This window comes from Actinomycetospora sp. CA-084318 (assembly GCF_050955885.1).
Lineage (GTDB): Bacteria > Actinomycetota > Actinomycetes > Mycobacteriales > Pseudonocardiaceae > Actinomycetospora.
Map to the genome: position 1 here is coordinate 3,661,455 of NZ_CP192098.1, position 25,339 is coordinate 3,686,793.

Consider the following 25,339-nt stretch of genomic DNA (forward strand, 5'->3'; position numbering starts at 1 on the left):
CCCTGGATCTTCCTCACGTGGTGACGAAGTCGATCAGCTGTTCCATCGCGGTGATCAGCGGCGTCTGCAGGTCGTTCCAGTCCGAGACCGCCCCCAGCACGCGTCGCGCCCCGTCGCGCTCGTCGCCCCAGCCGAGGACGTCGCAGACGCCCTTCTTCCACTCGATGCCGCGCGGGATCGTCGGCCACTCGCGGATCCCGACCACCGAGGGCTTCACGGCCTCCCAGATGTCGATGTAGGGGTGGCCGAGCACCTGGACGTACTGCGCGGCGGGCCCGAGGTCGCGGCGCAGCCCCTCGGCGATCCGGGACTCCTTCGAGCCGGTGACGAGGTGGTCGACCAGGACGCCGAGCTTGCGCTGCGGTCCCGGTGCGAACTCGCGGGCGGCCTCGACGAGCACGTCGGCGCCGTGCAGCGGTTCGACCACCACGCCCTCCACGCGCAGGTCGTGGCCCCACACCCGTTCGACGATCGCCGCGTCGTGCAGGCCCTCGACCCAGATCCGGTGCGGCAGGGCCACCTTCGCCCGGCGGTCGTCGCCGCGGACCGACCCCGACGCCGAGCGCTGCTGCTCCGGCGACTGCCGCGGCCGCGGCGGCGTGAGCGTGGCCAGTCGGCCCTCGTAGAGGAACGACGCGGGCTTCATCGGGAAGAGCCGGCGCCGACCCTCGCGGTCCTCCAGGACGACCTCGCGCACGTCGGCGCGGATCACCGCACCGCAGAAGCTGCCGGCGGCGTCCTCGACGACGAGCCCGGGCTCGGCCTCGACGGTCAGGATCTCGACCTTCGGCTTGTGGCTCACCATCCCGGGGAGCTGGGTCGAGCTCCGCTTCGCTCCGTCTCCCGGCAGTCCGCCACTGCGACCACTTCCCGACGACGGGCCGCCCGCCCTGGGGCCCATCGGGGCCCGACCGGCCCCGCCCGTCGTCCGGAAACCTGCCTCGCCGCTCGAGCCGTTCATCCCACGGCCCTGGGTCCTCGCCACGGGTGAGGACGGTAGGTGCTCGGACGCCGTCACCCGGCGACCGACACGCGTGCTTACCCTGGTCGGCATGCCTGCTGCGAGCGCGTCCCTGGCGGTCTGGAGCGCGGCGTGGATCGCCGGCGCCGTGGCCGCCGACGACGTCCTCGACGCCCTGACCCCGTGGTCGGAGGCGCACGACGTGGTGGCCGCCGACATCGGCGTCGCCGTCGCGACCGACCTGCCCACCCCCGACCAGGCCGGTGCGGGTCTCGGGGCGCTGCTCGTCCTGCTGCGGCAGCGGTGCGGCCCGCTCGGTCTCGACGCGCGGGTGGTGCTGCCGGCGCCCGGTGATGTCCGGGGTCTGCCGGGACCGGACGGTCTGCGCACCGCCGCGCTCGAGGTCGGCGAGTGTGCCGTGTTCGCGGGCGCCGGGCTCGCGGTGGCGCCGTCGGTCGTGGCCGACGGGGTGCTGCGCTGGACGGTGTTCGAGGTCGCCGAGGTGCCCCCGCAGGCGCACCCGTCGCTCGCCGACGCCGAGGCCGACCTGCGCTCCGGGGTGCGCGACGCGGCCTCGACGCTCGCCGAGATGGACGTGGCCCGCCCCCGCGCGGGCGTTCGGGAGGAGATCGCGGCGCGGTTGCGCGGGCGGCCGCGGGCGTCCTGGCCGGCCGGCACCCCGGGGCGGCCGCTGCGCGTGCTCCAGCACGCCGACGAGGTCGAGGCGATCCTCGTCGCAGCGACCGGGGACGACCCGGGCGGCGCCCTGACCTCCGGCGCCGCCACGGCCCGCACCGACGCGTTGCGTCCGCTCGCGGCCGCCGTGCGCGCGGCGCGGGTGGCGGCCGTGGCGGAGACGGTGCGGGTGCTCAGCGCGGCCTGAGCTCTCCTGCCCGCCCGAGCGAACGGCACGCTCGCAGCTTCTACGCGCGCGAGAGTGCCGCTCGCTCATGTCGCTGCGCGGCCACCTGACGGGACGAACGGGTCGTTCGTGGCTTCTCGCTGCACGAACGACCCGTTCGATCCGCTCAGGAAGCCGTCGGCCGACGACGCGCAGGCGGCTCGCAGCATCCCGGGGCGCACAGCGCGCCGTTGCAGCCGACGCCGGCGCGCGGGACGACCCCGAGCGTGCGCGGCGCGGTGCCGCCGACCTGCTCGGAGATGAGCTCGACGACCATCCTCACGAACCGGGGATCGGACCCGGCGCTCGCTGCGCGCGCGAACCCCATGCCGATCTCGTCGGCGTGCTCCGAGGCCTCGTTGTCGAGGTCCCACACCACCTCGAGGTGGTCGGAGACGAAGCCGACAGGACTCACGATGACCGCGGTGACGCCCTTCTCGTGCAGCGTGTCGAGGTGGTCGACGATGTCGGGCTCGAGCCACGGGATCTGCGGCGGGCCGGAGCGGGACTGCCAGACGAGGTCGTGGTCCTCGGCGCCGACCGCGTCCGCCACGAGCTGGGCGGCCTCGGCCATCTGCCGGGAGTACCGGTGACCGCCCTCCCCGGGCGGACCCGCCGTCTCGTCCGCCGAGATCGGGATCGAGTGGGCGGTGAAGACGAGCCGCGCCTCGTGGCCGGCGTCGAGCGTCTCGCGGGCAGCCCGGACGCCGTCGGCGACGGAGTCGACGAACAGCGGGTGGTCGTAGAAGTGGCGCAGCTTCGTCAGGTCGGGCGCCCCGCCGGTGCGCTCGATCGCCGCCTCGCGGGCCCGGGCGATGTCCTCGTGGTACTGCCGACAGGCCGAGTAGCCGCCGTAGGCGCTGGTGGCGAACACGAGCGCGTTCGTGACGCCGTCGCGGGCCATCTCGGTGACCGTGTCCTCGGCGAACGGGTGCCAGTTGCGGTTGCCGAAGTACACCGGCAGGTCGAGGCCCGCCGCGGCGAGCTCCCGCCGCAGGGCCGCCACCAGCTCGCGGTTCAGCGCGTTGATCGGGCTCACGCCGCCGAAGTGCTGGTAGTGCTCCTCGACCGCGTCCAGGCGCTCGGGCGGGACGCCGCGGCCGCGGGTGACGTTCTCCAGGAACGGCCGGACCTCGTCGGGGGCCTCGGGGCCGCCGAAGGACAGGACGAGGACGGCGTCGTACGGGGTGGTGCTCACACCTCCATCGTTCCCCGTGGCGCGGCTCCTGCCACCTGTGACGCACGCCCGCCCGTTCGGCCTATCTCCACGAACGGGTGAGTCGATCTATCTTCTGACTACGCACGGCGAGGGGGGCTCGTCGGAGGGGTCGCCTGGGGGCAGGGTGGACGAGCTCATCGACGTGTCGATCGTGGGCCAACCGGTGGTCTACGGGGCCGGCTTCATCGCGCTGTTGCTGGTGGTCTTCACGCGCGACTGGGCGGGATCGTTCGTCACGGTCGTGCACGAGGGCGGCCACATGGTGATGGCCGTGCTCACCTTCCGCGGCTTCTCCTCGTGGAAGATGGACAACGGAGACAACGCAGGGACCTCCGTCGACGACGGGAGCTGGGGCATCGGCTTCCTGCTCATCTCGATCGTGGGGTACCTGAGTCCGCCGCTGGTGGGTCTGTCGCTCGCCGCGCTGCTCGCGGCCGGGAACCCCTGGGGAGTCCTCGCGATCACGCTCCTGCTGCTCGCCCTGGCCTTCCTCTACGCAAAGGGCGGCCTGGCGAACGTGGTGACCGCCGTACTCGCCGTCATCGTCGCCGCCACCCTCTGGCGGGGCTCGACGACTCTGCAATTGGCCGTGGCCGCCGGCGCAGTGTGGGTGCTCCTGTTCGGCGGTGTGCGAGCGGCGTGGGGCATGGCTCTCTCGGACAAGTCCGACGCCGCCAAGATGACGCGAGCGACGTGGCTACCGCGCTCGGTCTGGAAGCTGTTCTGGATCGCGGTGTCGGTCGTCGCCCTGTACGCCGGGGGGCGGCTGCTGCTCGTCGGCGACGCGTGGCCGGACGGGGTGTGGCCGTTCGACGTCCCGGCCGAGGCATGATCACGTCGGTGGGACACAGGTGGCTGCTGCGACCCACCTCCGGCAGCCACCCAGGTCCCGCCGACCTGATCACGGGCCAACCGGCACACCGGATGTCGTCGGTCGTCGGCCCTCCTCGAGCCGCCCGACCCGCGAGTGCCACATCAGGCATGGTCCAGGCGCGCCGGACCTGCCCCATGTCGCTCTCGCGCCCGAACCGGCCCCGACGCGTCGTCGGGAAGGGCGACCCTCAGACGCCGACCGCGTGGAACCCACCGTCGGCGTGCACCATCTCGCCGGTGGTGGTCGGCATCCAGTCCGACAGGAGCGCGCAGGCGGTCTTGGCCACCGGCGTGGGGTCGGAGAGGTCCCAGCCGAGCGGCGCGCGGTCGGTCCAGGCCTGCTCGAACGAGGCGAAACCGGGGATCGACTTGGCGGCCATCGTCCTGAGCGGCCCCGCGGCGACGAGGTTGACGCGGATGCCGTCGGGGCCGAGGTCGCGCGCGAGGTAGCGGGTGGTCGACTCGAGGGCGGACTTCGCGACGCCCATCCAGTCGTAGGCCGGCCACGCGACGCGGTTGTCGAAGTCCATCCCGACGATGCTCGACCCGGGGCCCATCAGCGGCTTGCAGGCCACGGCCAGCGACTTGAGCGAGTAGGCCGACACCTCGATGGCGGTCGCGACGTCCGACCACGGCGCGTTGAGGAACGCCCCTTCCCCCAGCGCCGACGCCGGGGCGAAGCCGATCGAGTGCAGCACGCCGTCGAGGCCGTCGACGTGCTCGCGCACCGCGTCGGCGAGCCCGTCGAGGTGCTCCTGGTTCTGCACGTCGAGCTCGATCACCGGGGCGGGCTCGGGCAGACGCTGCGCGATGCGCTTCACCAGCGACACCCGGCCGAAGGCGGTGACGACGACCGTGGCGCCCGCCTCCTGGGCCGCCTTCGCGACGTGGAACGCGATCGACGCGTCGGTGATGATCCCGGTGATCAGGATGCGCTTGCCGTCGAGCAGTCCCACGAAATCTCCTTCTCGCTGCTGGTGGCGGGGTTCTAGTGGCCCATGCCGACGCCGCCGTCGACCGGGAGGACCGCGCCGGTGATGTACGCGGCGTCGTCGGAGGCCAGGAAGGCGACGGCCTTGGCGATCTCGTCGGCCTGGGCGGTCCGCCCGAGCGGGATCGCCGCCATCATCTCCTCGCGGCGCTTGTCGGTGAGGTCGGCGGTCATGTCGGTGTCGACGTAGCCGGGCGCGACCACGTTCGCGGTGATCCCGCGCCCCCCGAGTTCCCGGGCGACCGAGCGCGCCATGCCGACCAGCCCGGCCTTCGACGCCGCGTAGTTGACCTGACCCGGTGCGCCCGTCAGCCCGACGACGCTGGAGATGTAGATCAACCGGCCGAAGCGGGCCTTCATCATCCCGCGGGTCGCCCGCTGCGTGACCCGCCACGCCCCCGTCAGGTTCGCGTCGAGCACGCCGGTGAACGCGTCCTCCGGCATCCGCATGAGCAGGCCGTCCTGGGTGATGCCCGCGTTCGCGACGACCACCTCGACCGGCCCGTGCTCGGACTCCACGTGCGAGAAGGCGGCGTCGACGGCCGCGGAGTCGGTCACGTCGCAGATCACGCCGTGCAGGCCTTCCGGCGGCTCGCCGCTGCGGTGGGTGACGACGACGGTGTCACCGCGGGACGCGAGCTCCTTCGCGATCGCGAGGCCGATGCCCCGGTTGCCTCCGGTCACGAGCACGACCCGGCTCACGCATGTCCTCCCACGGTCATCGGTGACGGCCGCGGGCACGCTATCGGCTACCCCCCGGTAGGGGCGACCGCTGTGAGTCAGGGCAACCGGGCACCCAGCGCGAAGGCCGTCCCGAGGCCGATCACGACGAGGATCGCGCCGGCGAGCAGCCAGTCCCCGCCGGTGTCGACCTCCTGCGACTCGTAGCCGATCTGCTCGCGCAACGTGTCGTAGGTGGCCTTCAGGTCCTGCTGGGTGGCGGCCTTGGAGAAGTCGCCGCCCGAGCGGCGGGCGATCTCCTGCATGTCGGAGTCGGCGACCGGCACGGGCACCGGTCGGCCCTCGATCTCGATCTCCCCGTACTCGGTGCCGAAGGAGATCGCCGAGATCGGCACGTTCTGCTGCTTGGCCTGGTCGGCCGCGGTGAACGCACCGCGCGGCGCCTCGAGGTCCGACGGGATCGTCTGTTTGCCGTCGGAGAGCAGGATGATCCGCCCCGGCGGCGGCTCCTCCGGGCCCTGGATCTGGTTGGCCACCGACCGGATCGACGCCAGCGACGCCTGGATCGCCTCGCCCGTGGCCGTGGACTCCGCCAGCTGCAGCGTCGCGATGCCCCGCTTCACCGTGTCGCGGTCGCGCGTCGGCGACACCAGCACGGTCGCGGTGCCGGCGAAGGAGACGAGGCCGAGGTTGATCCCGGGGGGCAGTTCGTCGACGAACTCGGTGGCGGCCTGCTGGGCGGTCTGCAGCCGGCTCGGGGAGACGTCGGTGGCGCGCATCGAGAGCGACACGTCGATCGCGAGCATCACCGTGGCCCGGTTGCGCGGGACCTGCTCGGTGGCCAGCGGCCCGGCGAGGGCGACCACGAGACAGGTGAGCGCGACCAGCACGAGCGCGACCGGGGCGTGCCGCAGCCGGCCGGGCCGCTTCGGCGCGATCTTCTCGAGCACGCCGAGGTTGGTGAACCGCATCGTGTTGCGGCGCCGGCGGCGCTCGTTCCAGACGTAGGCGGCGGTGAGCGCGGCGACGATCAGCAGCGCCAGCAGCCACCAGGGGTGCGAGAACATCAGGTGCGACCCCCGCCCGCCAGCGGCGCCGTGCCCTGGCCGGACCACCCGCGCTTGCGGGCGACCACGAACCGGACCACGTCGGCGATCCAGTCCCGGTCGGTGCGCAGCCGCAGGTGACCCGCCCCGGCGGCCCTGATCGCGGTGGCGACGCGGTCGCGGTGGGCCGCGGCCTCGGCGGCGAAGCGGCGCCGCAGGGTCGGCGTGGTGGTGACCTCGCGGGAGTGCCCGGACTCGGGGTCGGCCAGGACGACGGTGCCCACGTCGGGCAGTTCCTCGTCGCGCAGGTCGCCCACCTCGATCGCGAGCACGTCGTGGCGCACGGCCAGCGCCCGCAGCGCCCGGCTCCAGTCGGTGTCGCCGAGGAAGTCCGAGATCACGACGACGAGGCCGCGACGACGCGGCGGGTTGCGCAGGGCCTCGAGCGCCCCGACGAGGTCGCCGCGGGTGCCCTCCGGCGCGCGCGGGGTGCCGGCGATCCGGCGCATCAGGCCGTGGGCGTGCGCCGACCCGCCGCGGGCGGGCAGGCGGACGAGCCCGGTGCCGTTCGCGACGACCGCGCCGATCCGGTTGCCACCGCCCTGCGTCAGGTGCACCACCGCGGAGCAGGCGGCGACCGCGAGGTCGCGCTTCTCGCACCCGCCGGTGCCGAAGTCGAGGCTGGGTGAGAGGTCGACGACGAGCCACGTCTCGAGCTCGCGGTCGGCGATGGTCTCGCGGATGTGCGCCTCGGAGGTGCGCGCCGTGACCGACCAGTCCATGCGCCGCACGTCGTCCCCGGGCTGGTAGACCCGCGCGTCACCGGCCTCCGACCCGGGGCCGGGGACGAGCCCGAGGTGGTTGCCCTGCAGCAGCCCGTCCAGGCGTCGTCGCACGGTCAGCTCGAGGGTGCGCAGCGCCGCCTGCAGGTGGGCGCCGTCGGGCGCCAGCGACGGCGGGTGGGGCTCGGCGCCGGCGCCCTCACGCCGCCGCGGCGCGGCGGGCTCGGACGACGACGGGTCGGGTGGCGGTGCGGACGCCGACGACCCCTCCGGTGCCACCCCGAGCCGTCCGAGCAGGCGCGGCCACCACGAGGGCCCGGCCGCCGGGTCCCGGTCCGCGGGCTGCTCCTCGGGGCTCACGAGCCGGCCGCCGCCTGCGGCGTCGAACCGTGCTGCGGGGCCTGCGCGGCCGGTCCGGTGACCGCGACCGGCCGGGCGCTCACCTGCGGCAGCGGCACGGTCTGCAGCAGCCGGGTGACGACGTGGTCGACCGGCACGCCGTCGGCCAGGGCGTCGTAGGACAGCACGAGGCGGTGGCGCAGCACGTCCGGCGCGATGTCGACGACGTCCTGGGGCAGCACGTAGTCCCGGCCGCGGACGAGGGCGAGCGCGCGCGAGGCCGAGATGATGCCGAGCGAGGCACGCGGCGACGCGCCGTAGGCGACCCACCCGGCGACGTCGGACATCCCGTGCTCCGCGGGCGAGCGGGTGGCGACCACGAGCCGCACCACGTAGTCGACGAGGGCGTGGTGCACGAACACCTGCGAGGCGACGTCCTGCAGGCGGCGCAGCTCCGCCGGGTCGAGCACCGTGTGCGGCTGCGGCGCGGTGACGCCCATCCGGTAGACGATCTCGCGCTCCTCCTCGGCGGTGGGGTACTCGACGAGGATCTTGAACAGGAACCGGTCGCGCTGCGCCTCGGGCAGCGGGTAGACGCCCTCGTTCTCGATCGGGTTCTGGGTGGCGAGGACGAGGAACGGGTCGGGCATCGGGTGGCTGACGCCGCCGATCGAGACCTTCCGCTCGGCCATCACCTCGAGCATCGCCGACTGCACCTTGGCGGGCGCGCGGTTGATCTCGTCGGCGAGGACGAAGTTCGACACGACGGGCCCGAGCTCGACGTCGAAGGCCTCGCGGCCCTGCCGGTAGATGCGCGTGCCGAGGATGTCGGAGGGCACGAGGTCGGGCGTGAACTGGATGCGGGCGAACGTGCCGCCGACGACCTTCGCGAAGGTCTCCACCGCGAGCGTCTTCGCGACGCCGGGCACGCCCTCGAGCAGCAGGTGACCCCGCGCCAGCAGTCCGACGAGCATCCGCTCGACCAGGCGCTCCTGGCCGACGATCACCCGCTTGACCTCGACCACCGTGCGCTCGAGCTGCTCGGCGTCGTGTGCGGGCGTCGCGGGCCCTCCGGCGGACGACACTCCGGCAGACGACACTGGCTCTCCCTCGTCAGACATCGGGCGTGACGGTACCCACCCCCACCGACAACGTGCGGTGAGGTGGTGGGCCGCTAGAGCAGACGGGTCACGGTCGGGAGGATCTCGTCGTCGAACCGGACGGCGGTCACCCGGACGACCTTCCCCGACTGCGGTGCCTCCACCATCCAGTCGTCCCCGAGGTAGAGCGCGACGTGGTGGATGCCGTCGCCGTCGGCCCAGAACAGCAGGTCGCCGGGTCGGCGCTGGGCGAGCGGGAACTTCGGCCCGGCGTCGGCCTGGTAGCCGGAGTAGTGCGGCAGCTGCTTCCCCACCCCGGCGAACGCGTAGATCATCAGCCCCGAGCAGTCGAAGCCGATCTTGTCGAAGTCGCCGAAGGCGTCCGCCGTCCCGCCGTCGCGGATGCCGCGCGTCGGCCCGTCGGCGTCGCCGCCGCCCCACGCGTAGGTGGTCCCGAGCTCGGAGAGCGCCCGGTCGATGACGATCTCCACCGGGTCCGCCGGCGCGTCCGGAGCGGGTGCGGGACTGCTCGTCCCCGAGGGCGGGGCGGGGTCCGGCGTCGTCACCGCCGGTTTCGGCGCGGCCCGCGCGAGCCGTTGCTGGGCGGCCGCGCGGGCGGCGGCGTCGCTCGCGCTCTGCGCCCGGTCCCGGGCGGCCTGCGCGGCCTCGGCGCGACGGCGCTGGGCGGCGAGCGCGGCATCGGAGGCCTCGAGGGTGGCGAGCCGGGCCTGGGCCGCCGCGCGCTGCGCGGTGACCGCCGCGATGCGCTGCTGCTGGGCGGCGACGGCGGACTGGGCGGCGGCGAGCTGGTCGCGGGCGGCGTCGGCGGCGCCGCGGGCGCTGTCCGCGGCGGCCTGCGCGTCCGCGGCGGCCTTCCGGGCCCGGGAGTCGGCGTTCGCGGCGTCGACCCGCTTCTGCTCGTACCCGTCGAGCGCGGCGGTCTGCTCGGCCGACACGAGTCCCTGCAGCTGCAGCCGCTCGGCGACGTCGTTCGGGCCGTCCGTCCCGGCGAGGGCCGCCGCGATGCTGGAGGCGTCGGCCTGCTGGAACTGGGCCGCGACCCAGGCGTCGACCTGCGCCCGCGCCGCCTCGGCCTCCCCGGCGACACGATCGGCCTCGACGCGGGCGGTCGTGGCCTCGGCGCGGGCCTGCGTGACGCGGGCCTGGGCGGCGTTCTCGTCCGCGACCGCGCGATTCGCGAGCTCACGACGGTTCCCGGCGGCGTCCGCGAGGTCGTCGAGCTGGGACTGCAGGGTCGACAGCTGTCCCACCAGCCGGCCCACCTCGGCGGCGGGGCCGCCCGGGTCCCCGGGTGGCGGCGGGGTCTGTGCGACGGCCGGCGTGACGAGCACGAGCAGCAGGACGCCCGTCAGGACGGCCGCTCGCACCACTGTCCACCCCCACCCGTCACCCGGCGGGGCGTAGTGGATCAGCTCCGGGGCACGGCGCGGCGGCACCACGCGCCCGTGGGCGTGTCGGCGCGCGCCCACGTGAGCGGCGGCACCCCACCCGCCCGACGTGATCGTCGTAACCTGGGTCCCAGCAGGTCCGGGGGTGCGGGTGCGCCGTCCGGGGGCGTGCGACAGACTCCCCGCGAGCGGGGTGCGGCGCGGCCCTTCCGAGCGGCCGCCCACCTCCATCACCAGGACTGACCGGCCGCGGCGCTGGGCACCACATCCGCAGACCGGCCGCGAGAGCAGCCAGCACCGACGGGCTCCCACCACGGGCCCTCGGGAACGAGGAGGAAGACGCGTGAGCGAAGAGGCCAGCGGAAGCGTCGACAGTTTCGGCGCCAAGGGCACCCTCGAGGTCGACGGCACCTCGTACGAGATCTTCCGGCTGAGTGCGGTCGAGGGCGCCGAGCGTCTGCCGTTCAGCCTCAAGGTCCTCCTGGAGAACCTGCTCCGCACCGAGGACGGACTGGTCACTACCCAGGACTCGATCAACGCGCTGGCGCACTGGGACCCGCAGGCCGAGCCGGACACCGAGATCCAGTACGTGCCGGGCCGCGTGGTGATGCAGGACTTCACCGGCGTGCCGTGCATCGTCGACCTCGCGACCATGCGCGAGGCCGTCACCGAGCTCGGCGGCGACGCGAACAGCGTCAACCCGCTGGCCCCGGCCGAGCTGGTCATCGACCACTCGGTCGTCGCGGACCTCTTCGGCACCCCGGACGCGTTCGAGAAGAACGTGGAGCTGGAGTACCAGCGCAACGAGGAGCGCTACAAGTTCCTGCGCTGGGGCCAGACCGCGTTCAACGAGTTCAAGGTCGTCCCGCCCGGCACCGGCATCGTCCACCAGGTCAACATCGAGCACCTGGCGCGCGTGGTGATGATCCGCAACGGCCAGGCGTACCCCGACACCCTCGTCGGCACCGACTCGCACACCACGATGGTCAACGGCCTGGGCGTCCTGGGCTGGGGCGTCGGCGGCATCGAGGCCGAGGCGGCCATGCTGGGCCAGCCGGTGTCGATGCTGATCCCGAAGGTCGTGGGCTTCCAGCTCTCCGGTGAGCTGCCCGCGGGCGCCACCGCCACCGACCTGGTCCTGACGATCACCGAGATGCTCCGCGAGCACGGCGTCGTCGGGAAGTTCGTCGAGTTCTACGGCGAGGGCGTCGGCGCCGTGCCGCTGGCCAACCGCGCCACCATCGGCAACATGAGCCCCGAGTTCGGCTCCACCTGCGCGATCTTCCCGATCGACGACGAGACGCTGAACTACCTGCGCTTCACCGGGCGCGACGAGGAGCAGGTCAAGCTCGTCGAGGCCTACACCAAGGAGCAGGGCCTCTGGCACGACCCGGCCCACGAGGCGGACTACTCCGAGACGCTCTCGCTCGACCTCTCGACGGTCGTCCCGTCGATCGCCGGCCCGAAGCGCCCGCAGGACCGCATCCAGCTCGACGCGGCCAAGGAGTCCTTCCGCGCGTCGCTGCCGGACTACGTCGACGACGGCAACGGGTCGCCCACGTCGCAGTCCGAGCAGTCCGACGCCGAGTCCTTCCCGGCCTCCGACCCGCCCAACGAGCTGAACGACGAGGACGACCGCCCGAAGGTGCACCGCCAGCCGGCCGACCCGGAGGGCCGGCCGTCGAACCCGGTGCCGGTGACGCTCGAGGACGGCACGGAGCTCGAGCTCGACCACGGCGCCGTCACGATCGCCGCGATCACCTCGTGCACCAACACCTCGAACCCGTCGGTGATGATCGGCGCGGCCCTGCTGGCGCGGAACGCCGTCGACAAGGGCCTCGAGCGCCGGCCGTGGGTGAAGACGTCCCTCGCGCCGGGGTCCAAGGTCGTCATGGACTACTACGAGCGCTCGGGCCTGCTCCCCTACCTGGAGAAGCTGGGCTTCAACCTCGTCGGCTACGGCTGCACCACGTGCATCGGCAACTCGGGCCCGCTGCCCGAGGAGATCAGCGCGGCGATCAACGACAACGACCTCGCGGTCACCGCGGTCCTCTCCGGCAACCGGAACTTCGAGGGCCGCATCAACCCCGACGTCAAGATGAACTACCTGGCCAGCCCGCCGCTGGTGGTCGCCTACGCGCTCGCCGGGACGATGGACCTCGATCTCGCCACCGAGCCGCTCGGCCACGACGCGCAGGGCAACGCGGTGACGCTGGCCGACATCTGGCCGTCGCCGCAGGAGATCCAGGAGGTCATCGAGTCCTCGCTCTCCGCCGAGCAGTTCACCTCGCGGTACGCCGAGGTGTTCGCCGGTGACGAGCGCTGGACCTCGCTGCCGACCCCCGAGGGCGAGACCTTCACCTGGGACGAGGACTCCACCTACGTCCGGAAGCCCCCGTACTTCGAGGGCATGGACCGCGAGCCGTCGGCGGTGTCGGACATCTCCGGCGCGCGCGTGCTGCTCAAGCTGGGCGACTCGGTCACCACCGACCACATCTCCCCCGCCGGCTCCATCAAGGCCGACTCCCCCGCCGGGCGCTACCTGCAGGAGCACGGCGTCGACCGCAAGGACTTCAACTCCTACGGCTCCCGGCGCGGGAACCACGAGGTGATGATCCGCGGCACCTTCGCCAACATCCGCCTGCGCAACCTCCTGCCCACCGGCGACGGCGGGTCGCTCGACCAGGGCGGCTACACCGCCGACTACACCGACGGCGGCAAGCAGGCCGCGGTGTACGACGCGGCGCAGCATTACGCCGAGGAGGGCACCCCGCTGGTGGTGCTCGCGGGCAAGGAGTACGGCTCCGGCTCGTCGCGCGACTGGGCGGCGAAGGGCACCACGCTGCTGGGCGTCAAGGCCGTGATCGCCGAGTCCTACGAGCGCATCCACCGCTCGAACCTCGTCGGGATGGGCGTGCTGCCCCTGCAGTTCCCGGAGGGCGAGAACGCCGACTCGCTGGGCCTCACCGGCACGGAGACCTTCGAGATCACCGGGGTCGAGAAGCTCAACGAGGGCGGCGTGCCCGAGACGGTGCACGTGAAGGCGACCGGCGACGAGAACGCCCCGGTCGAGTTCGACGCGCGCCTGCGCATCGACACCCCCGGTGAGGCGCAGTACTACCTCAACGGCGGCATCCTGCCCTTCGTGCTCCGCAAGATGCTGGGCTGATCGCCCCAGCCTCGTTCTGAACGAACGGCACTCTCGCGCACGTAGATGCTGCGGGAGTGCCGTTCGTTCGTTCCGGGGGTGCTATCCCGACGACGGGTCGGTGCGGGCCTCCAGGCGCTCGCGGGCCTCGTCGGGCAGCTCGTCGAGGCCGCACTCGGAGAGCATCCACGCGATCTCGTCGTCGTCGACCTCCCCCTCGCGCTCGGCCAGCGTCTCCTCGAGCCAGGCGGTGAACTCGGCCGCCGCGTCGTGCTCGACGGTCTCGAGACCCGTCGTCAGGACCTCGCCGAGGTCGGCGTGGGACTCGACGGCCTGCAGCGGCAGCGCGATCACCGTCGCGCCGAGCACCACCTGGGGGTAGGCCTGCACGCTGTCCGCGTCGGCGTCCCAGCGGGCTCCCTCGCGGGCGTCGACGATCCGGCGCCCGAGCAGCAGCCCGAGGTCGAGGGCGAGGGACGGCGTGGCCGCGTCCGGCTCGCGGGCGGCGAACCAGGCGCCGACCGCGTGCCAGGCCTCGGGATCCGGACCGTGCTCGAGGTCGAGCCGGTCGAGCAGGGCCGCGGCCTCGGCGATCCGCTCGGGCTCGGCGGCGAGGATGCGGGTGCAGACCCGCCGCGACCGGGTGTCGTCGATCGTGGCGCCGGGGAGTTCGTGGTCCCCGGCGTAGGGGTGGTAACCCGGGAGGTCGGCGGGGGCCTCGACCGTGCGGTACGACGGCGTGCCGGGGATCCGGGCCCAGGGCAGGAAGGTCGACCAGAGCAGCTCGCGCACGGGGGTCACCTTGACACGAGGCTCACTCGGCCGGTTCCTCGCCCCGCTCCGCGGCGGCCAGGGCCTCCGCGGCGGCCTGCTCCTCGCTCTTCCCGCGCCGCCAGTAGCCGCAGAACTGGATGTCGCGCCGGTCCACACCGCGCTCGCGGGTGAGGTGTCGGCGCAGGTCGCGGACGGTGCCGGCCTCGCCGGCGAGCCAGACGTACGGCCGCTCCCCCGGGAGGTCGGTCTGGGCGACGACGTCGAGCAGGGTCGGCCCGCCGTGGACCCAGCTGACGCCGACCCGACCGGTCGTCGGGAAGGCGGTGGCCTCGGCGCCGGAGGAGACCGCGGCGACGACCTCGGCGCGGGTGCCTGCGGGCAGGGACTCGACGATCGCGCCCATGGCCGGCACGGCGGTCTCGTCGCCGACGAGGAGTACGGCGTCGTGCTCGGGGCGCGGTGCGTACAGGCCGTACGGGCCGGTGAACGCGAGCCGGTCGCCGGGGGCCGCGTCGCGAGCCCAGGTCGAGCCGGGGCCGTCGCCGTGGAGCACGAGGTCGACGTCGATCTCGACCCCGTCGGGATGGTCGCGCCGCCGCCGCAGCGTGTAGGTGCGCATCGGCGGGCGCTCGCCGTCGGGCATCGCGAGATAGGTCCGGTACCAGCGTCCGATGTCGCCGTCGGCGGGGATCGCGGGCAGCGTCGGGACCTCGCCGCGCACGAGCGGGAAGAACAGCTTGAGGTAGCCGTCGGGCGCGGCGTGCGGGAGGTCGGCGAGGTCGGGGCCGCCGAGGGTCACCCGCACGACGGCGGGCGTGATCCGGCGGGCGTCGCGCACCTCGGCGTGGCGGAGCGCGTACGGCGTGCTGGTCCGGGTGGCCTCGGTGGTCATACCCCTCCTCGTTCGGCGAGGTGAGGCTACCCTAACTTGTCGGTGGTGGGGCAAGGACCACCAGGATCGCCGGCGTGAAGTGGCTCCTCGTCGTGGTCCTCGTCGTCCTCGGGGCATGCGCGCCGGACGTCGAGCGCGTGGAGGTGCTGCGTGTGCCGTCACCGGACGGTGCGCTCGACGCCGTCGTGGTGCAGAGCTCGGCCGGGGCCGGGAGCCCGTTCGGGTACACGCTGGGCCTGCCCGTGTCGGGCTGTGCGGCCTCCGAGCGGACCGCGCTCCGGGTCGTGGGCGCCACCCGCTCGGACTCGGCGGCCGGCGTCGCGGTGGCCTGGGTGGATCTCCGGACGGTGCGCGTGACGTGGCTCGACGCGCGGTTCCGGGACCCGGACGCGGACACGCTCTCCGTGGGGACCGCCGCGGGTCCGGTCACCGTGCTCTCCGGCGGTGGGGTGGTGGACCCGACCGCGCCACCGGGAGGGATGCCGGCGGGTGCCGGGCCCGTCCGGGACTGCTGATCGGGCGTGACTGTCAGGGGGTCGCTCTAGTCTGCCCACCATGGACGAACTGGTGTTCGACGAAGCCGCGATCCTCGGATCGGTGCTGCGGGTGTTCGCCGCCGACGGTCGGCCCACCGCCGAGGTCGAGCGCCTCCTGGTCCACGTCGTAAAGGTGGGGTCGACGCAGGACCTCGTAGAGGTGGCCTACGACCTCGCGGCGCAGGTGCTGTCTCCCGCCGCGTGGAGCGCGCTGTGTGAGGAGCCGTGGCTCGCGGCAGAGCTCGAGGTCCCCGCTCCCACGGTCGAGGTGCGGCTCGTCGTCACCGGGGCGAGCGCCGACGAGGTGCACGAGCTCCTCCGGGCGGGACGGCCGCGGAGGCTCACCTCCGCGGCGTCCCCCGAGGCGTCAGACCCCGCGGCGGATGAAGTCGGCGCAGCGCTCGCCGATCATCATCGTGGTGATGCAGGGGTTGACGGTGATCAGGTCCGGCATGACCGAGCCGTCCGCCACCCGCAGGCCGTCGACACCCTTGACCTGGAGCGTCGGGGTCACCGGCGCCATCCGGTCGTCCTCCGCGCCCATCTTCACGGTGCAGGAGGGGTGGTAGACGGTGTTGTGGGTCTTGCGGATGTACTCGAAGAGCTCCTCGTCGGTGGAGTCCTGCTCCCCCGGCGCCAGCTCCTTGCCCACCCACTCCTTGAGGGCCGGCGCGGCCGCGATCTCCCGCGCGACGCGGATGCCGCGGATCATCACCTCGCGGTCGTGCTCGTGGGTGAAGTACCGCGGGTCGACCTTGGGCTTGTCGTGGAAGTCCCGGGAGGACAGCCGCACCGTGCCCTTCGACTGCGCCCCCGTGACGTTCGGGGTGAGGCAGAAGGTGTTCTCGGCGGTCGGGTAGCCGTAGCGGACGATGTTGAGGTCGAACGGCACGGACCCGTAATGGAACATCAGGTCGGGCGTGGCCCGCCCCTCGGAGCCCGCGAAGATCCCGATCTGCCACCACTGGGTGGAGGCGGTCGGCATCGGCTGCAGCGCCTCCCACTGCACGAGGCCCTCGGGGTGGTCCTGGAGGTTCTCCCCCACCCCCGGCGCGTCGACGAGCACCTCGATGCCGACCTCGCGCAGGTGCTCGGCCGGCCCGATGCCGGAGAGCATCAGCAGCTTTGGGCCGTCGATGGCGCCGGCGGAGAGCACGGTCTCGCGGCGCGCGGTCACCTCGACCGCCCGACGCTGGTCCGGCGTGCGCAGGCGCGCGCCCGTGATCCGCGGGCGCGGACCGGAGGTGTCGACGGTCAGCTTCTCCGCGCGGTACCCGGTCAGCACCGTGAGGTTCGGGCGGCCGAGGTTGGGGTGGATGTAGGCGGTCGAGGCCGACGACCGGGTGCCGTCGGGTTTGGCGTTCACCTGGAACCAGTTGGCGCCGCGCACCACGGTGCGGCCGGTGTTGAACGGCGTGGTCGGCAGTCCGACCTGGTCACACGCGGCGAGCAGTGCCTCACCGCAGGGGTCGAGGTCGCCCACGGTCCGGATGGTCACCGGGCCGTCGGTGCCACGCCCGGGGGCCTCGGCCTCGTCGAGCGTGTCCAGGGCCGTCTCGAGCTTGCGGTAGAAGGGGTAGCACTCGTCGGCCGACCAGCCGGCGGCGCCGGAGGCCGCCCAGTCGTCGAGGTTCTCCCGCGGCGCCCAGAACGCGATCGCCGAGTTGTGCGAGGAGCAGCCGCCGAGCACCTTGGCGCGCGCGTGCCGCATCCAGGAGTTGCCCGACTCCTGGGGCTCGATGGGGTAGTCCCAGTCGTAGCCGGACTCGAGCAGCTCCATCCAGCGGGAGAGGTCGAGGATGGCGTCGTCGCCGACGTCGGAGGGTCCGGCCTCGATGAGCGCCACGCTGACGTCGGCGTCCTCGGACAGCCGCGCCGCCACCGCGCACCCGGCGGTGCCGCCGCCGACGATCACGTAGTCGAACTCTGTCTGCACTGGATCAGGCCTCTCCGACGGCGGGCGTGGTGGTCTCCGGGCTGGTCTCGCGGGCGTGCGCGGCGACGACCCCGGTCTTGTGACGCTGGACGGTCCAGTAGTAGGCGAAGCCGACCCCGAGGATCACCCCGGGCAGCAGGACCCCGCCCCACTGCAGGTACCAGTGGAAGGGCTCGGTCGCGTTGTAGACCTCGTTGCGCGGCCAGGCGAGGTTCACCGTCATGAACCCGCCCCAGAGCACGGCGAGGACGTTGACGGGGATGCCCCAGCGCCCGAGGGAGAACGCTCCCTCACGCGGCTCCCACTGCCCCCGGAGCCGCTTGAGCAGCAGCGGCACCGTGACGAGCAGGTAGGCGGTGTAGATCATGATGATCGCGATCGAGGTGACCACGGTGTAAATCTGCGGGCTGAAGGTCACGAACAGCAGCACGATCGCGATGACCCCGATCGCCACCGAGGCCACGACGGGGGTGCCGAAGCGCGGCGAGATGCTGCACAGCGTCGAGCCGGCGGGCAGGTTGTTGTCCCGGCTCATCGCGAAGGCCAGCCGGATCGCGGCGGCGTGCACCGCGAGGGCGCAGACCACCACGGCGATGACGACCGCGACGAGGATGATCGAGCCGCCGACGGGACCGAGCACGGCGAGGATCAGTGCCTGCAGCCCGCCGAGCGAGCTGAACGCGGGGTCGGCGAGGTCGGGCGCCGACATCAGCGCGAAGAGCAGGATCAGGCCGCCGAGCAGGAACGAGAAGAACAGGGCCCGCAGGATCGCCTTCGGCGCGTTGCGGCGCGGGTCGTGCGACTCCTCGGCCAGCGACGACGCCGTGTCGAACCCGTACATGACGTAGAGCGAGGCGAACATCGCGACGAGGAAGGCGCCGGCGTACCCGAGCGGGCGCCCGGAGGCGTCGATGCCGCCGGTGTCGAACACGATCTGCGGTCCGCGCACGATGTTGATCGCCAGCAGGATGATCAGCAGGACGGCGGCGATCAGCTCGATGAACACCCCGGCCGCGTTGATCTGGGCCATGAGCTTCGTGCCGAAGGCGTTGACCGCGGTCGTGAACACGATGAGCAGCGCGGCGAGGATGACGCCGTTGAGGGCCTGCGCCCCGGTGTCGTCGTCGCCGGACATCGGGATGAACTGGAAGCCCGACCAGAGCTCGGGCAGCGTCGCCTGCAGGGCGAGCGCGACGGCGGCGATCGAGACGATCGAGGCCGTGAGCATCGTCCAGCCGGCGAGCCACGCGGTGTGCGGGCTGGACAGGCGCTTGGTCCAGTTGTAGATCGAGCCCGCCACCGGGAACCGCGCCGCGAGCTCGCAGAAGCACAGCGCCACCATCAGCTGGCCGACGAACACCAGCGGCCACGACCACCAGTACGCCGGCCCGCCCGAGCCCAGCCCGAAGTAGAAGAGCTGGAAGGTCCCGGTGAGGATCGAGATGTAGCTGATCCCCGCCGCGAAGGTGTGGAAGCTGCCGAGCGAGCGGACGAGGCTCGGTTTGTAACCGAACTCGTCGATGTCCTGGCTGTCGGTGCTGGTCATGAACCACTCCCAGGGGTGGAGGAGGGGAACCACCCGGTCGGCCCTGGCCGGGTGTTGGTCCAGATGTGCTTGGTCTCCTGGTACTCCGCGAAGCCGGCGCGGCCCAGCTCGCGGCCGACCCCGGAGTGGCCGAAGCCGCCCCACTCGGCGGCCGGCACGTAGGGGCCGAAGTCGTTGATCCACACGGTGCCGTGGCGCAGCCGCCCCGCGACCTCCTCGCAGACACCGTGGTCGGCGGAGAACACCGCGCCCGCCAGCCCGTACTCGGTGTCGTTGGCGATCCGGACGGCGTCGTCGAGGTCGGTGAAGGTCTCGACGGTCAGGACGGGCCCGAAGGACTCGTCGTGGACCACCGACATGTCCTGTGTGCAGCGGTCGAGGATCGTCGGGGGGTAGTAGAAGCCGTCGGCCAGGCGCTCGTCGGACGGACGCTCGCCGCCGCAGCGCAGGACGGCGCCCTCCTCGACGCCGCGCGCCACGTAGGCCTCCACCTTCTCGCGGTGCGCGGCCGAGATGAGCGGGCCGGTCTCGGTGCCGGGGTCGTCGGGTCCGCCGAGCACGATGCGCTGCGCGCGTTCGACGAGGTCGTCGACGATCCGGTCGTGGGCGGACTCCTCGACCACGAGCCGGGCGCCGGCGGAGCACACCTGGCCGGAGTGCAGGAAGATCCCGGTGAGGATGTTGTCGACGGCCGTCTCGTGGTCCGCGTCGGCGAAGCAGACGAACGGGTTCTTGCCGCCCAGTTCGAGCGCCACCTTCTTCACGGTGGCGGCGGCGTTCGCCATGAGGATCTTCCCGGTGGCGAGGCCGCCGGTGAAGCTGACCATGTCGATGCGCGGGTCGGTCGAGAGCGGGCCGCCGGCGGTGGCGCCCGCACCGAGCACCAGGTTGCCCACGCCGTCGGGCAGGCCCGCCTCGGCGAGCAGCTCCATGAGGATGATCGACGTGTGCGGGGTCAGCTCGCTCGGCTTGAGGACGAACGTGCACCCCGCCCCCACGGCCGGCGCGACCTTCCAGGCGGTCTGCAGCAGGGGGTAGTTCCACGGCGTGATCAGCCCGCACACCCCGACGGGCTCGTGGACGACCTTGCTGCGCGCGGTCGGCACGCCGGTCTCCACCAGCCGCCCGTCGTCGCTGGCGGCGAGGTGCCCGAACCACCGGAAGCAGTTCGTGATGTCGTCCATGTCGATCTCGGACTCGACGATCCGCTTGCCGGTGTCGAGCGTCTCGGCGCGGGCGAGCCGGGCCTTGTCGCGCTGGAGCAGGTCGGCGACGCGCAGCAGGAGTGCTCCGCGCTCGGCCGGGGCGACGGTGGACCAGCGGCCGTCGTCGAAGGCGGTCCGGGCCACGCCGATGGCGCGCTCGGTGTCCTTCGCGGTCGCCTCGCTCACCTCGCCGACGAGGCTCCCGTCCGCCGGACACCGGATCTCCCGGCGGCCGCCCTCCGCGGCGTCGGTCCACGTCCCGTCGATGAAGAGCTGGCCCACGGTCCTCCTGTCGCGATCGGTGTTCGGTCGACGTGTGGTCGAGGACCGAACGTAGCGCCGTCGTGTACGTCTGTACAGACGGGAGACCGCCGCTAGGATCTCCCGGACGGCACGGCGACGGAGAGCGATCGACGGATGGCGGAAGCACCGAGGGGCACCCGGGCCCGCCCACGCGCCGACCCTCGTCGTCGGGAACGGATCGCCCGGGCGGCCATCTCCGTGGTGGCGGAGCGCGGTGTCGACGGCCTGACCCACCGGGCCGTGGCGGCGGTGGCGGACGTGCCGCTGGGCTCGACGACCTACCACTTCCAGACCCTCGACGACCTGCTGCAGGAGGCCCTGCGCCACGCCGCCGACGACAATATCGGCGCGATCCGGGCCTGGGAGGAGCAGCTCGCCCCGGACGTCGGGTTCGCCGACGCCATGACCGATCTCGTCATGGGCTACGTCGGCGAGCGGACGAGCACCGTCGTCGAGTACGACCTCTACGTCGCCGCCCTGCACCGGCCCGCCCTGCGTCCGGTCGGCGCAGCCTGGGACGCCGCCCTCGTCGAGGTCTTCGGCCGCCGGACCGACCCGCTCACCGGCCGGGTCCTCGCGGGCCTGTTCTGCGGCCTGCTGATGCAGGTCGCGATGTCCGACCCGCCGCCCGGTCGCGCGGAGATCCGCGCGGTGCTCGGTCGGGCGATCGACGGGCCGACCGCGGCCTGAGGTTCGGGCGGGGCGCTTGCGGGGACGCCCCCGGGGTGCGCAGCGCGGTGGTGGTCGGCGGCGGGATCGGCGGGCTGGCGGCCGCCCGGGGCCTGCTCCTCGCGGGCTGGGACGTCGAGGTCCGGGAACGGCTGGCGGACGACGCCACCGGGGACGGGAGCGCGAGCCGGCTCGGCGGCGGGATCTCGCTCTGGCCGAACGCGCTGCGGGCGCTCGACGTGCTCGGCCTCGGCGACGCGGTGCGCGACGAGGGGCTGGTCCAGGCGGCGGGCGGCATCCGCGACCGGCGCGGCCGCTGGATCGTGCGCACCGACCAGCGCCGGATGATCGAGCGCCACGGCGACGGGATCACCGTGCTCCCCCGCGCCCGGCTGCTCGCGATCCTGCGCGACGCGCTCCCGTCCGCCGCCGTACTCACCTCGGCGCCGGTGGTGCGGCCCGGCGTGATCGACGCCGACCTCGTCGTCGGGGCGGACGGCATCGGGTCGACGGTGCGGCGGCTGGTCGCGCCGCGCTCGCGCCCGCGGGCGACGGGCACCGTGGCCTGGCGCCTCGCCGCGCACGTCCCGGATCCGCCGACCGAGGGCGGCGAGACCTGGGGCGACGGCTGCTACGCCGGGGTCGCCCCGCTGCGCGACGGCCGGGTCAACCTCTGGGCGGTCGTGCGCGCGGACGAGCCCGCCGCCCGTGACCTCGACGCGCTGCGCCGTAGGTTTGCCGACCTCCACCCGCCGATCCCGGAGCTGCTCGACGCCGCCGACCCCGCCTCCGCGCACGTCGCGGGCCTCTCGTGGCTGCCGCCGCTGGCCACCTTCGTCCGGGGCCGGCACGTGCTCGCGGGGGACGCGGCGCACGCGATGACCCCCAACCTCGGCCAGGGCGGGTGCCTCGCGCTCGAGGACGCCGCGGTGCTGTCGCGCTGCGTCGACGCCGGCGCGGACGACCTCGCGCGCTACGACCGCCTCCGCCGGCCGCGCACCGCGCGCCTCACCCGCCGCGCCCGGCTCGCGGGCCTCGTCGCGGGGCTGTCCGGGACGATCCCGACGACGGGCCGGGACGCGCTGGGGCGGCTGGTCCCGACCGCGCTCGCGCTGCGGGGCCTCGACGGGGTGCTCGGCTGGACGCCACCCGCGGGTCCGCCACTCGGTCGCAGGTCGGAGGGCGGCACGGACTAGGCTGCCGCCCTCACCCGGGGAGGATCATGATGGGCACGAGGACGGGCCGGGCAGCGGGAGCGCTGCTCGGGGCATCGGTGGTCCTGGTCGGGGCGGTCGCGTGCTCGTCCGCGCCGCCACCGCCGCCGGCGCGGCAGTACACCGTCTCGTTCTCGGTGACCGGGACGGGCGGCGGGGCGTCCTTCGGGCGCTACGTGACGGTCGGCGAGCTCGGCAGCAACGAGCAGGTCAACTTCACCGGCCTGCCGTACGAGATGACGCTGACGGTGCCTTACGCCCCGTCGCCCAAGCTGCAGGCCGGGTCGGTCGGCGTGCCGCCCGGGTCGCGGCTCTCGTGCCGCATCCAGGTCGACGGGCAGACCGTCGCCGCGCAGACGATCACCGTGCCCGGCCAGGACGTCATCTGCCGGGCGCCGTGACCTCCGCGGCGGCCACCACCGGCCGCCGCGACCGTTCGCGCAGGCCGAGCGCCGTCACCGAGACCGCGACCACGACGAGCCCGACCACCTGCGTCGTCGTGAGGGTGCCGCCGAGCAGCGTGACGCCCAGGACGGTCGCCGTGACCGGGAACGCCAGTTCGGCGAGGGTGGCCCGCGCCGCCGGGGTGCGGCGCAGGCCCGGGTAGTACAGGGCCAGACCGAGCAGGCCGGGTACCAGGGCCAGCGCGACCAGCGGCGGCAGCTGGCCCGGCGAGACCGCGACCGGTCCCCTGCTCACGAGCAGGACCGCGAGGGCGGCCGGCAGGCCGACCGCGAAGCGCAGCACCGTGATCTCCCACGGCGTCGCCGCCGACGCGGCGCCCACGTAGCGGCCGAGCACGGTGCCCGCCGCCCACAGCACCGCCGAGGCCGCGGCGAGCAGCGCGGCCGTGAGGGCCCGCACCCCGACGTCGAGCGGGTCGGCGAAGGCGAGCAGCCAGGCCCCGATCAGCGCCGGCACCGCGTACGCCCAGTAGCCCCGGCGCAGGCGTTCCCCGAGCAACCACGCGGCGCCGAGGGCCGCGACCAGGGGCTGGATCTTCTGCAGGACCAGCGGGGTGATCGGGTCGCCCAGCATCAGGGCCTGCGTGAACAGCACGGTGGCCAGCGCGGACGAGCCGGCCCCGATCACCACCATCGCGGCCCGGGCCCGGGGGTGCATCGCGCGGAACGCCCGCCACGCGCGGGGCAGCCACGGCACGAGCACCACGACGATGATCAGGTGCTCCCAGAACACGATGCTCGCCGCGGGCAGCGCGCCGGCCAGCGGGGCGCGCAGCAGTGCGTCGGTGCCCCAGAGCGCCGCGCCGAGCGCGACGAGCCAGGTCAGGTCAGCGGAGCCGCGCCACCAGGTGGGCCTCACCGTCGCCCTCCTCGTCGACGAGTACGTCGAGGTGTCCGAACGCCGCCCGGAGCTCGCCGGGTGCCGCGCGGAACCGCCCTCCGGTGTCGCCGACCGTCGACAGCACCGTCACCACCAACAGCCCGCCGGGCGCCAGCAGTCCCGCGAGCGCCGGGTAGAGCAGCGGGTCACGGAACCGCTGCTGGACGACGACGTCGTAGCTGCCCGCCACGGGGAGCCCGTCGTCGAGGTCGGCCTCGATCCAGCGCACCGACACCCCCTCGGCGTCGGCGAGCTCCCGGCCGAGCGCGAGCCCGGCCGGGGCGGCGTCGACGGCGTCGACGGCGAGGCTGCGCGCGGCGAGCCACACCGCGACCGTCCCGCGTCCGCAGGCGACGTCGAGCGCCCGACCCGTCGTCGGGACGAGTTCCTCCCGCCCGACGAGCACCGACGGGGGCCCCGGGCGCCCGACCCCCGAGGCCGCGAAGCGGTCGTTCCAGTCCACTACCGGCGGCGGGCCAGGGTCAGCCCGAAGCGCTCGGCCGGGTCGGGCAACCACGCGACCGCGTCGAACCCGGCCGCGTCGAGCTCGGCGGCGATCCCCGCCCGCGTGAACTTGGTGGAGATCTCGGTGCGCATCTCCTCGCCCGCGGCGAACTCGACGGTGAGGTCGAGCGCCGGCACCCGGACCGTCATGGCCCGGCGGGCGCGGACCCGCATCTCGATACGGCTCGACTGCGGCACCCAGGCCGCGACGTAGTCGAAGCCGTCGAGGTCGAAGTCGGCGCCGAGCACCCGGTTGAGCACGGTGAGCGCGTTGAGCTCGAAGGCGGCGGTGACTCCGGCGGCGTCGTCGTAGGCGGCGACGAGCGTGGCCTCGTCCTTGACCAGGTCGGTGCCGACGAGGAAGTGCTCGCCGCTCGAGAGCGTCTCGGACAGGGCGGTGAGGAAGGCCTCGCGCTCCTCGGGCTCGAAGTTGCCGACGGTGCCGCCGAGCAGCACGACGAGCCGGCGCCCGACCGCGGGGATGCTGCGCAGGTCGGCGATGAAGTCGCCGACGACGCCGTGGACGTCGAGGTCGGGATAGCCCTCCACCAGGGCCGGCACCGCGTCCTCGAGCGCCGCGGCCGAGACGTCCACGGGGACGTAGTGGCGCAGCCGACCGGTGTCGGACATGGCGTCGAGCAGCAGCCTGCTCTTCGTCGACGAGCCGGACCCGAGCTCGACGAACGTGTCGGCCTCCGCGATCCGGGCGATCTCGGCGGCGTGGGTCGCGAGCGCCTCGCGCTCGGCGACGAAGGGGTAGTACTCGGGCTGGGCGGTGATCTGCTCGAACAGCTCGGAGCCCCGGGCGTCGTAGAGCCACTGGGGGCGCAGCACCTTCGGCGTCGCGGTCAGCCCGCGCCGCGCGTCGGCGCGCAGCGCGGCGTCGGCGTCCGCCTCGGTGAGGTGGACGTCGACGGTGGGGAGAGTGCCATGGGTGCTCACGGCGGGGGTTCACGTCCGATCGGT

General features: G+C 73.6%; 23 protein-coding genes. 7 read left to right on the forward strand and 16 right to left on the reverse strand.

Annotated elements, in window-relative coordinates:
* Positions 1-13 precede the first annotated feature (13 nt).
* A complete protein-coding gene (locus tag ACQPYX_RS17935) occupies positions 14-805 on the reverse strand; it encodes a DUF3097 family protein (protein ID WP_433798666.1) in 792 nt (263 codons plus the stop codon).
* Between the two features lie 247 nt (positions 806-1,052).
* Between ACQPYX_RS17935 and ACQPYX_RS17940 the strand changes: the two genes are divergently transcribed.
* A complete protein-coding gene (locus ACQPYX_RS17940; protein WP_433798667.1) occupies positions 1,053-1,844 on the forward strand; it encodes a hypothetical protein in 792 nt (263 codons plus the stop codon).
* Positions 1,845-1,989: 145 nt separating this feature from the next.
* On the opposite strand, the gene ACQPYX_RS17945 is transcribed toward ACQPYX_RS17940, so the two are convergent.
* Positions 1,990-3,060: a ferrochelatase gene (locus tag ACQPYX_RS17945; RefSeq protein ID WP_433798668.1), complete on the reverse strand. Its 1,071-nt coding sequence runs from the start codon at positions 3,058-3,060 to the stop codon at positions 1,990-1,992.
* A 145-nt stretch (positions 3,061-3,205) separates the two neighbouring features.
* Here ACQPYX_RS17945 and ACQPYX_RS17950 point away from each other — a divergent pair, with 145 nt between their 5' ends.
* Positions 3,206-3,913 carry a M50 family metallopeptidase gene (locus ACQPYX_RS17950; RefSeq protein ID WP_433798669.1) on the forward strand — a complete coding sequence of 236 codons (708 nt, stop codon included), beginning with the start codon at positions 3,206-3,208 and terminating at the stop codon, positions 3,911-3,913.
* A gap of 229 nt (positions 3,914-4,142) precedes the next feature.
* On the opposite strand, the gene fabI is transcribed toward ACQPYX_RS17950, so the two are convergent.
* The 6 genes from fabI to ACQPYX_RS17980 form a co-directional block, all read right to left on the reverse strand.
* Positions 4,143-4,910, reverse strand: a complete 768-nt coding sequence (fabI, locus tag ACQPYX_RS17955) for an enoyl-ACP reductase FabI (RefSeq protein ID WP_433798670.1) — start codon at positions 4,908-4,910, stop codon at positions 4,143-4,145.
* A gap of 32 nt (positions 4,911-4,942) precedes the next feature.
* On the reverse strand, positions 4,943-5,647 hold the full coding sequence (gene fabG, locus ACQPYX_RS17960; protein ID WP_433798671.1) for a 3-oxoacyl-ACP reductase FabG: 705 nt from the start codon (positions 5,645-5,647) through the stop codon (positions 4,943-4,945).
* 77 nt (positions 5,648-5,724) lie between these two features.
* The gene (locus tag ACQPYX_RS17965; RefSeq protein WP_433798672.1) at positions 5,725-6,693 is read right to left on the reverse strand and encodes a VWA domain-containing protein; all 969 of its coding nucleotides are present in this window, start codon (positions 6,691-6,693) and stop codon (positions 5,725-5,727) included.
* Positions 6,693-7,622 carry a DUF58 domain-containing protein gene (locus ACQPYX_RS17970; protein ID WP_433803751.1) on the reverse strand — a complete coding sequence of 310 codons (930 nt, stop codon included), beginning with the start codon at positions 7,620-7,622 and terminating at the stop codon, positions 6,693-6,695. Before ACQPYX_RS17970 ends, ACQPYX_RS17965 begins: the two co-directional genes overlap by 1 nt.
* 188 nt (positions 7,623-7,810) lie before the next feature.
* Positions 7,811-8,893 (reverse strand): AAA family ATPase, encoded by a 1,083-nt coding sequence (locus tag ACQPYX_RS17975; RefSeq protein ID WP_433798673.1) that lies wholly within the window; start codon positions 8,891-8,893, stop codon positions 7,811-7,813.
* Positions 8,894-8,967: 74 nt separating this feature from the next.
* The gene (locus tag ACQPYX_RS17980; protein ID WP_433798674.1) at positions 8,968-10,383 is read right to left on the reverse strand and encodes an NlpC/P60 family protein; all 1,416 of its coding nucleotides are present in this window, start codon (positions 10,381-10,383) and stop codon (positions 8,968-8,970) included.
* Positions 10,384-10,645: 262 nt separating this feature from the next.
* Between ACQPYX_RS17980 and ACQPYX_RS17985 the strand changes: the two genes are divergently transcribed.
* Positions 10,646-13,471, forward strand: coding sequence for an aconitate hydratase (locus tag ACQPYX_RS17985; RefSeq protein ID WP_433798675.1), 2,826 nt, complete (start codon positions 10,646-10,648; stop codon positions 13,469-13,471).
* Positions 13,472-13,552: 81 nt separating this feature from the next.
* Here the strand turns inward: ACQPYX_RS17985 and ACQPYX_RS17990 are convergent, their stop codons facing one another.
* Positions 13,553-14,242, reverse strand: a complete 690-nt coding sequence (locus tag ACQPYX_RS17990; protein ID WP_433798676.1) for a hypothetical protein — start codon at positions 14,240-14,242, stop codon at positions 13,553-13,555.
* A 22-nt stretch (positions 14,243-14,264) separates the two neighbouring features.
* Positions 14,265-15,116 carry a siderophore-interacting protein gene (locus ACQPYX_RS17995; protein ID WP_433798677.1) on the reverse strand — a complete coding sequence of 284 codons (852 nt, stop codon included), beginning with the start codon at positions 15,114-15,116 and terminating at the stop codon, positions 14,265-14,267.
* Between the two features lie 74 nt (positions 15,117-15,190).
* Between ACQPYX_RS17995 and ACQPYX_RS18000 the strand changes: the two genes are divergently transcribed.
* A complete protein-coding gene (locus ACQPYX_RS18000) occupies positions 15,191-15,631 on the forward strand; it encodes a hypothetical protein (protein ID WP_433798678.1) in 441 nt (146 codons plus the stop codon).
* Positions 15,632-16,019: 388 nt separating this feature from the next.
* On the opposite strand, the gene ACQPYX_RS18005 is transcribed toward ACQPYX_RS18000, so the two are convergent.
* Genes ACQPYX_RS18005 through ACQPYX_RS18015 form a run of 3 tightly spaced genes read right to left on the reverse strand, consistent with a single transcriptional unit; the run spans position 16,020 to position 20,621 of the window.
* Entirely contained in the window at positions 16,020-17,588 is a 1,569-nt protein-coding gene (locus ACQPYX_RS18005; RefSeq protein ID WP_433798679.1) for a GMC family oxidoreductase, read from the reverse strand.
* Between the two features lie 4 nt (positions 17,589-17,592).
* Positions 17,593-19,134, reverse strand: coding sequence for an APC family permease (locus ACQPYX_RS18010; protein ID WP_433798680.1), 1,542 nt, complete (start codon positions 19,132-19,134; stop codon positions 17,593-17,595).
* Positions 19,131-20,621 carry an aldehyde dehydrogenase family protein gene (locus ACQPYX_RS18015; protein ID WP_433798681.1) on the reverse strand — a complete coding sequence of 497 codons (1,491 nt, stop codon included), beginning with the start codon at positions 20,619-20,621 and terminating at the stop codon, positions 19,131-19,133. Before ACQPYX_RS18015 ends, ACQPYX_RS18010 begins: the two co-directional genes overlap by 4 nt.
* Positions 20,622-20,756: 135 nt before the next feature.
* Here ACQPYX_RS18015 and ACQPYX_RS18020 point away from each other — a divergent pair, with 135 nt between their 5' ends.
* Genes ACQPYX_RS18020 through ACQPYX_RS18030 form a run of 3 tightly spaced genes read left to right on the forward strand, consistent with a single transcriptional unit; the run spans position 20,757 to position 22,926 of the window.
* Positions 20,757-21,332, forward strand: a complete 576-nt coding sequence (locus ACQPYX_RS18020; RefSeq protein WP_433798682.1) for a TetR/AcrR family transcriptional regulator — start codon at positions 20,757-20,759, stop codon at positions 21,330-21,332.
* A 35-nt stretch (positions 21,333-21,367) separates the two neighbouring features.
* Positions 21,368-22,507: an FAD-dependent monooxygenase gene (locus ACQPYX_RS18025; protein WP_433798683.1), complete on the forward strand. Its 1,140-nt coding sequence runs from the start codon at positions 21,368-21,370 to the stop codon at positions 22,505-22,507.
* Positions 22,508-22,536: 29 nt separating this feature from the next.
* Positions 22,537-22,926 carry a hypothetical protein gene (locus ACQPYX_RS18030; protein WP_433798684.1) on the forward strand — a complete coding sequence of 130 codons (390 nt, stop codon included), beginning with the start codon at positions 22,537-22,539 and terminating at the stop codon, positions 22,924-22,926.
* Here ACQPYX_RS18030 and ACQPYX_RS18035 read toward each other — a convergent pair.
* The 3 genes from ACQPYX_RS18035 to egtD are packed head-to-tail and all read right to left on the reverse strand — an operon-like array spanning position 22,907 to position 25,315.
* A complete protein-coding gene (locus tag ACQPYX_RS18035; protein ID WP_433798685.1) occupies positions 22,907-23,848 on the reverse strand; it encodes a DMT family transporter in 942 nt (313 codons plus the stop codon). The two genes, ACQPYX_RS18030 and ACQPYX_RS18035, sit on opposite strands and share 20 nt — an antisense overlap.
* Entirely contained in the window at positions 23,817-24,332 is a 516-nt protein-coding gene (locus ACQPYX_RS18040; RefSeq protein ID WP_433798686.1) for a class I SAM-dependent methyltransferase, read from the reverse strand. Before ACQPYX_RS18040 ends, ACQPYX_RS18035 begins: the two co-directional genes overlap by 32 nt.
* Positions 24,332-25,315 (reverse strand): L-histidine N(alpha)-methyltransferase, encoded by a 984-nt coding sequence (gene egtD, locus ACQPYX_RS18045; RefSeq protein WP_433798687.1) that lies wholly within the window; start codon positions 25,313-25,315, stop codon positions 24,332-24,334. Before egtD ends, ACQPYX_RS18040 begins: the two co-directional genes overlap by 1 nt.
* Positions 25,316-25,339 lie beyond the last annotated feature (24 nt).